Source organism: Dapis hubbardiae BLCC-M172 (assembly GCF_050016015.1).
Lineage (GTDB): Bacteria > Cyanobacteriota > Cyanobacteriia > Cyanobacteriales > Microcoleaceae > Trichodesmium.
Window position 1 is genome coordinate 4,181 of record NZ_JBNHEQ010000330.1, and the last position, 6,858, is coordinate 11,038.

At 36.6% G+C, this 6,858-nt stretch carries 5 protein-coding genes; 1 reads left to right on the forward strand and 4 read right to left on the reverse strand.

Translation table 11 applies throughout. The annotated features are described in order from the left end of the window. Positions 1–113 precede the first annotated feature (113 nt). From ACP6PK_RS30595 to ACP6PK_RS30610, 4 genes are all read right to left on the reverse strand, one after another. On the reverse strand, positions 114–1,166 hold the full coding sequence (locus tag ACP6PK_RS30595) for a DUF3326 domain-containing protein (protein WP_426565415.1): 1,053 nt from the start codon (positions 1,164–1,166) through the stop codon (positions 114–116). A 396-nt stretch (positions 1,167–1,562) separates the two neighbouring features. Continuing rightward, positions 1,563–1,757, reverse strand: a complete 195-nt coding sequence (locus ACP6PK_RS30600; protein ID WP_426565417.1) for a hypothetical protein — start codon at positions 1,755–1,757, stop codon at positions 1,563–1,565. Between the two features lie 543 nt (positions 1,758–2,300). After that, the gene (locus tag ACP6PK_RS30605) at positions 2,301–2,621 is read right to left on the reverse strand and encodes a 2Fe-2S iron-sulfur cluster-binding protein (protein ID WP_426565419.1); all 321 of its coding nucleotides are present in this window, start codon (positions 2,619–2,621) and stop codon (positions 2,301–2,303) included. A gap of 429 nt (positions 2,622–3,050) precedes the next feature. After that, positions 3,051–5,123 carry an elongation factor G gene (locus ACP6PK_RS30610; RefSeq protein WP_426565421.1) on the reverse strand — a complete coding sequence of 691 codons (2,073 nt, stop codon included), beginning with the start codon at positions 5,121–5,123 and terminating at the stop codon, positions 3,051–3,053. Positions 5,124–6,312: 1,189 nt separating this feature from the next. On the opposite strand from ACP6PK_RS30610, the gene ACP6PK_RS30615 reads away from it, so the two are divergent. Beyond that, positions 6,313–6,711, forward strand: a complete 399-nt coding sequence (locus ACP6PK_RS30615; protein WP_426565423.1) for a bacteriohemerythrin — start codon at positions 6,313–6,315, stop codon at positions 6,709–6,711. Positions 6,712–6,858 lie beyond the last annotated feature (147 nt).

The following is a 6,858-nucleotide window of genomic DNA, read 5'->3' on the forward strand; positions in this document are numbered from 1 at the left end:
TAAAAAAAAGGGGAAATGAAGCAAGAGAAACTGCTATGGCTATAGCTATTACTATTTTGGTATAAAAAAAAGGGGAAATGAAGCAAGAGAAACTGCTATGGCTATAGCTATTACTATATTTTGGCAATTGATAATATTTCTGGTTTTAAAGCTTCCGGACTAATACCTGCCCTATGAGCAACCAAAACCCCCAACGCTTCTAAATATGAATTTACCTCCAACGTCTTGATACCTAACTTTTCAGGTGATACCTCCATCTGGGTTTTATTTTCTCTCACCGCAATAATTTGTGCTTTAGTTTGACTGAAACTCATCACCGCACTACCTCCAAAAGCTGTGGCAGGTAAAACTACCGCATCAACTTGTTCTGCCCAGATACTATTAGGAACTGGCAAACCCTCTTTTAATGTCACTAACTGTGGCGCACGACTCAAACCAACCAAAACACAAGGCAAAAATGTATAACCAATTTCTTCAGCAGCAGACCGAGGTGATAAGTTAGGGTCTGGGGGTAGAGGCAACAAAGCAGGAGCATGGGCGCAAGGAATTTGAAAAGTTTTGACAATTAAATGACTAATAACCGCTTCTGCTCCTGCCAAGGGGTCAACCCCTTGACCGTGACGATATTCTTGTAATGCTGTACTACCTTCATCATCGGGAAATCTGGCAACAACAGCGATCGCCTCTGCCTTTGCTTTGTGGATTAGGGTATGTGCTGCTCGTAGCAAGCTATCAGGATTAGCTATTGTGCCCCAAGATGCGCCAGACTCAGACTGTCGTAGTTCTACTCCTAATGGGGAGTCAGTCACAATGTAATCTGTCAAATTTAGACCTAAAGTTGCTCTCGTAGCATCGGCAGCTTGTAAATGGCGCAGTTGTAATTCTGGCTCAATGGCCTGGTCAAGGATTAAACCTACTCGGTTTTGATGTACTGGTTGTAATCCGTACCATCCTTGAGCAAATTTGTCAAGGGCATACCCTTCTACATATAGAGCATTAGGTAATGGCCAATAGAGTTGTGCCCCATTTAGAACATTAGGGTGAGTTATCAGAGTATCGCAGGTTTGAGCGATCGCCCGTGCTACTGGCAAAGCATCACCAGCATAACCGCCAATAGATGCACCGATACCAGTGGGAATAATTAAGACTACTGTATAAGGTTTCATTTCAGTTAGCCTCCTGTTGGAGGAGCTACGCTAAAAGTTAGCCTCCTGCGGAGGAACTACGTTAACAGTTATGAGTTATCAGTACCAATGTCTGAAGCAAATGGTTTTAAATACAGAATTTGATTTTTTTCATCTCCTGAATATAAAATCCGGTTATACAGTTATCACATTTACTACTTCCCATCAAGACAGTTATGACTCGGTATACGCTTAAATAATTTCCTTTCTTTTGAATTTAAAGTCATTTCTATTTGAGTAGTAAGTTAAGTCGTTGCCAAACAATTTTGATTCACTAATTTTTAGCAGCAAAACTTATTAGATAATACCAGATTATAGGTAACAATTACAAACCCCACCCTTAAGGGTGAGGTATTATCAAAAAATCTCAACAAATAATTAGGAATTAGTTGTTAGATTTTTTTCCTCAATTACTACAGCTTCTACATGAGCTTTTTGTTTTTCTGTATCTACTTTTGTCACTGCCCAACGTAGAGGAGTTCCGCGTTTTTCCAACTCTTTTTCAATTTCTTGATTGAGTTTTGCTGGTGATTCTTGCAGGTCAATTTCAGCGTCAATAAAATGAGTAGTCATTTCAGTTATTAGTTATTATTGATCAGTTATTAGTTATCAGTACCGACCCCTGAAGTCAGAGGCTTAAAATACTGAAGTTTATTTTTTTATCCCCTTAAAAGGAGAAGCTTGAGACCTTATTTTTTGCTCATAGCAATTATATAATTAATTAGTTCATACTTGCTTATCTTTAGCTAACAGCCATAAAATACATATAGCAATCCTAAATAGGTTGTGATAAGTTTTATAATAGCTAATTTAAACTGAACGCTTTGAAAATTCTGACTCCTGACTCGTGACTCCTGTACGGGCGTTAACGATAGTTATGCGAAGCTAACGGCCGTTTCGCTGCGCGACATGAAACGCCCCTACCACCAAAATATTACAACTAAAATAGGATTGCTATAGCATACTTAACTGTTTAATCAAAAGAAAATTTTTCCAGATAACAAGGATACTGACTAAGGAATAATCAAGTATAAATATTATATTTATTGATTAGCTTTCTGCACTTTTCTTATCCGTATATCCGTGTTAAAAATTATTGTCGTGCCTTCCTTCTATTTATGCAGAAGGAAATTGACGTGTGTAAACCTCATCTTCCTTTCCAGTTTCTATCTTTAAATTAGACCGAGGATAAGCAACACATAATAAAACATAACCTTCATCTTGGAGTTCTGGACCAACTCCCATACCATCACTTTGCTCTACAGTACCCTCTCCAATAATCTGAGCTGCACAAGTAGTACAAACACCTGCATTGCATGAGTTAGGCAACTCCAGTTTAGCCTCCTCAGCAACTTCTAGAATTTTCCTATCCTCTGGCACTTCTATGGTGTGAATTTGTCCTTGGTGGTGGATTTCAACAGTATAAGTATTAGACATATTGTAATTCGTAGATTTAATTCCTAATCGGAATTCCGACTCCTCTTATTTATGAAGCATTATGTATGCTAACCCCTTTATGGATTGAGGACAACCCTAATTATTGGAAATGAAACAAAATTTTACAATCTATATACTTGCAAAAGTTTTCTATTTATTAACTCAAAATTGCTGAGAAAAACCAGATTTTTATATTTACAGAAGTTTTTGATATCTATTATGAAAAATTCTTTATGAAACAGCAATATTTTTATCTAGCTATTTTAAAACTAAAAGCACTTTGCTATTTATATCAGTAAAAATTCTAAGGGCATCAATTAAATTTGACTTTTCAAATAACTAACTAACCGGACTATAACTAATATTAAGTCCGGTTAATTATTTTGAATAATCAAGCTATTTTAGTATTGAGTTACTTATGGAAACAGTTTAACGATGACCATTACCATTACCATTCGTATTACTATTCTTTGTCAAGACTTTTTCAGCTAACTTATCTGGCATTTCTTGTAAATGATCGAACTGCCAATTAAAACAACCGACTCCCATTGTTTGCGATCGCAACTCCACAATTAAATCTTGCATTTCTGAAAAAGCTAAATAAGCAGAAGTCTTATCCCAAGCTTTCCAGTCAGTCATACCTTCATAACCCAATATCTGACCGCGACGGATACTTATTAACTGCAAAACTTTTGAGGTAAACTCAGTGGGTGCAAAAATATCTACTAAAGCAATAGGTTCCAACAAAACTGGTTGGCAGTCACTCATTCCCTGCTGCATTGCTACCCGTGCTGCTTGCTTGAATGCTTGCTCCGAACTATCCACCGAATGATACGAACCATTCGTCAATGTCACCGACACATCTACCACCGGAAAACCAAGCGGACCATGTTCGAGATATTCCCGCACACCTGTTTCCACACCAGGAATATATTGCTTCGGTACTACTCCACCCACAATAGTTTCACTAAAATTAAAACCTGACCCCCGTGGCAAAGGTTGAATATCTAAATACACATCCCCAAACTGACCATGACCGCCACTTTGATGTTTATAACGACCGTGAGAAGTAGTATTTTTCCGAATAGTTTCTTTATAGGGAACTTGAGGTAAGTGAGTTTTCATCGAAACATTATATTTCCGGCGCAAACGGTCTAAACTTACTTGTAGATGAATTTCTCCTTGACCCCAAAAGATGACTTCGTGAGTATCACCATGTTGTTCCCACATTAATGCGGGGTCTTCTTCCAGCAACTTTGTTAAAGCGCTGCTCATTTTTACTTCATCTTTCCGGTCTTCAGGAGCGATCGCCATAGCAAAAACAGGAGGCAATACTTCTGCTTTAGGCAACTTAGTTTTCAGGTCTGCATCTGTAGTTAAAGTGTCACCTGTTTGGATACCTTCCATCCGACTGAGGGCAACTATTTCTCCAGTTTTAGCTGACTGTAAAGTTTTTGTTTGTTCGCCCATCAACCGATACATTCCACCAATGCGAACTCCATTTAAAGTCATGCCATCAGTAATTTCCCCTTGCCATACCCGAACTAAAGAGAGTTTACCACCTTGAGGAGTGTAATAGGTTTTCAAGACTTGAGCAATAGGTGTTTCCGAATTTGATTTTAAACCGCGACGTTTTGCCGTTTCTACTGGTGCAGGAGTTTCTCGCACTAAAGCATCTAGGAGAGAACGCACACCAGAATCTTTTTCTGCAACTCCCACAAATACAGGTACAATTAAATCTGCACCCAACTCCATTTTTAAGTCAGCAACTATTTCTTCTTGGGGCGGTTCGATATTTTCCACCAACTCTTCTAATAAATGATCGTCAAAATTAGATAACTCTTCCAGCATTTCTTCTCTGGCAGCGTGTTCTTCTGCTTTCAAAGATTCAGGAATTTCTACCGGATCTGATGGCGCTCCTGGATGATAATGATAAGCTTGTTCGGTTACTAAGTCAATAAATCCAATCAGTTCATTATTTTTGGCAATGGGGTATTGATGAGGCACGATGGGGCGGTTTGAGATGGTTTTGAGTGCTGCTAATACTTCACCAAAGTTAGATTTGCAGTCGCTTTCGTCCGTGGATACTCGATCCATTTTGTTGATGAATACTATGTGGGGAATTTCCCAGTCATCAAGAAATTTTAAGAGTGGAGCGAGGGTAAGAACACGGGTTGGATCTGGTTCACACACAACTATTGCTGCACCTGCTCCAATCAGCGCGTTATTGGTTTCTTGGGCAAATTCTATGGAACCGGGGCAGTCTAAAAAGGTAAAATGAATGCCGCCATAATTGGTACTGGCGGCATTTATTTCTACTGTCATGGAGCGATCGCGAGCTTCTGTACTAGCATCGCCAATAGTGTTACCATCTTTGACACTACCTTTACGGGATATTGCTCCAGTAGTTGATAATAGACTTTCTAGTAGTGTTGTTTTTCCACTTAAATAGGGACCGACAATAGCAATGTTCCTGACATTTGAAGCGACTTTTTCTGACATAATTATCCTCCTCACAATGCTTGATAATTCAGCATTGATGATTAACATTCATAGCTTTTTTGCTAGACCTTATCTATTCTTTTATATATTCTCAAGCTATATTTTCAGGTTAACCTATTTTTACTACTATGAAAAAAAAAATTCATGTATCTTAAATTTCAGTTCAATTTAACTTAAGTTTGATAAACTAATATCAAATATATTTAATTTTTGTTACTCAGCCATTCCAGAAATGTCTATAAAAGATTAAACTAATTATTTGTAAAAATTTAATTGGTAGTAGTTAACAAAAAAGGAACAAAGATACTATCTTATAGCTATCTGTCTTGGATTGGACACCAATCTAGAATTATTAATTAATTGTTAATTATTGACATTAAAGCTGAAAAACTCCTAGACGTACTCCCCTCATTGCCCATACTTGATGAAAGCAATTCAAATAGAATTGCTGTGGTGATTCTATTATAGCTTCTGCCCCAACAATTAAAACGGTTTTTTTCCGGATCAGGATAAATTTAGTAGAATTTTAAGTAAAAACTATTACTAGAAAAATATCTTTTGTTTTTTTGAATAATTTTGTTATGGTTACATGACTAATTTCATGTCATGTTCGGCACATTAACCATTATTTTTCGGCCTTTGTATACAAGTCCGTGGAGGAATTGGCAGTCGGTAGGGGTGTGGTATAGCAATTCCCAAAAAGAGTGAGGTACAAAATTCGTTGGTTTGAGCGAGTAGGGGAGTAGGGGAGTAGGGGGGTAGGGGAGTAAGGGAGATAGGGAGTAGTAATTCGGGTTCGGTGGGAATAGAAAATAAGAAAAACAACTGTACCTCAGTAACTTGAGAAACGCTATATCTAAATTCATGCCTAGTATTAAAGTCAACTAAACTGAGTTTTGATTACCGATATTATATCGGACATCAAATCAAACCTGTAAAGATTAGTTCAATTTATTGAGAAAAAGTTAATCAGACAAAGCCAAGTAATAAAACTTAGTAACTTCCGCCGAAATTTTTGTCAACAATTTAGGTACTAGGTGTATGGTGTAAATATTTATAAATTTTGATATTATTGACTTTTGCAATAAGTAACAAAATTTAGTATCTGCTAAAAACTCAGATTTGTTTTTGATACAATAAATGAGCCAAATAAATTCAATTTACTATCCTAAATTAACAAGAGGTGGCTATGGTATCCAGTTGGAGTGAATCTTTAAAAATTGGTATTCCTTTGCTTGATTTTCAACATAAACAGTTACTGGATCAAATGGATGCTCTCATGGAAGGATTAGAAAAAAACAAGGGAAAACAGGAACTCAAGTCGATATTCAGTTTCCTAGAGATGTATGTAAACAACCATTTTAAATATGAAGAATCATGTATGGATCTGTATAAATGTCCAGTAGCTTGTACAAATAAAGGCGCTCATGCTCAATTCAGGAATAATCTTGAAATAATTTCCAAGAGTATAAATCAAAATCAGTCAGAAAAAATAATTGCTCTTGAGGTTAAAAGCAAGTTGTTAGACTGGTTTGTTAATCATATCAAAAGTATTGATATAAAACTTGAATGTTATGTAAAAAAATAGGATTGATTATATTAGCTGGAAAAATATTTTAAGAAATTCTAACTATAATCATGGCATTCCTATATTTTTCAACTTTTGAGTTTGGTAAATAGATATAGCGTTTCTCAAGCTTATGAGGTACACAAGCTCTTTAATTTCTTTTCTATT

Bases quoted from the DNA above. Each gene is read 5' to 3' on its own strand.
- ACP6PK_RS30595 (WP_426565415.1), bottom strand. From the start codon at position 1,166: ATGAAACCTTATACAGTAGTCTTAATTATTCCCACTGGTATCGGTGCA.
- ACP6PK_RS30610 (WP_426565421.1), bottom strand. From the start codon at position 5,123: ATGTCAGAAAAAGTCGCTTCAAATGTCAGGAACATTGCTATTGTCGGT.
- ACP6PK_RS30600 (WP_426565417.1), bottom strand. From the start codon at position 1,757: ATGACTACTCATTTTATTGACGCTGAAATTGACCTGCAAGAATCACCA.
- ACP6PK_RS30615 (WP_426565423.1), top strand. From the start codon at position 6,313: ATGGTATCCAGTTGGAGTGAATCTTTAAAAATTGGTATTCCTTTGCTT.
- ACP6PK_RS30605 (WP_426565419.1), bottom strand. From the start codon at position 2,621: ATGTCTAATACTTATACTGTTGAAATCCACCACCAAGGACAAATTCAC.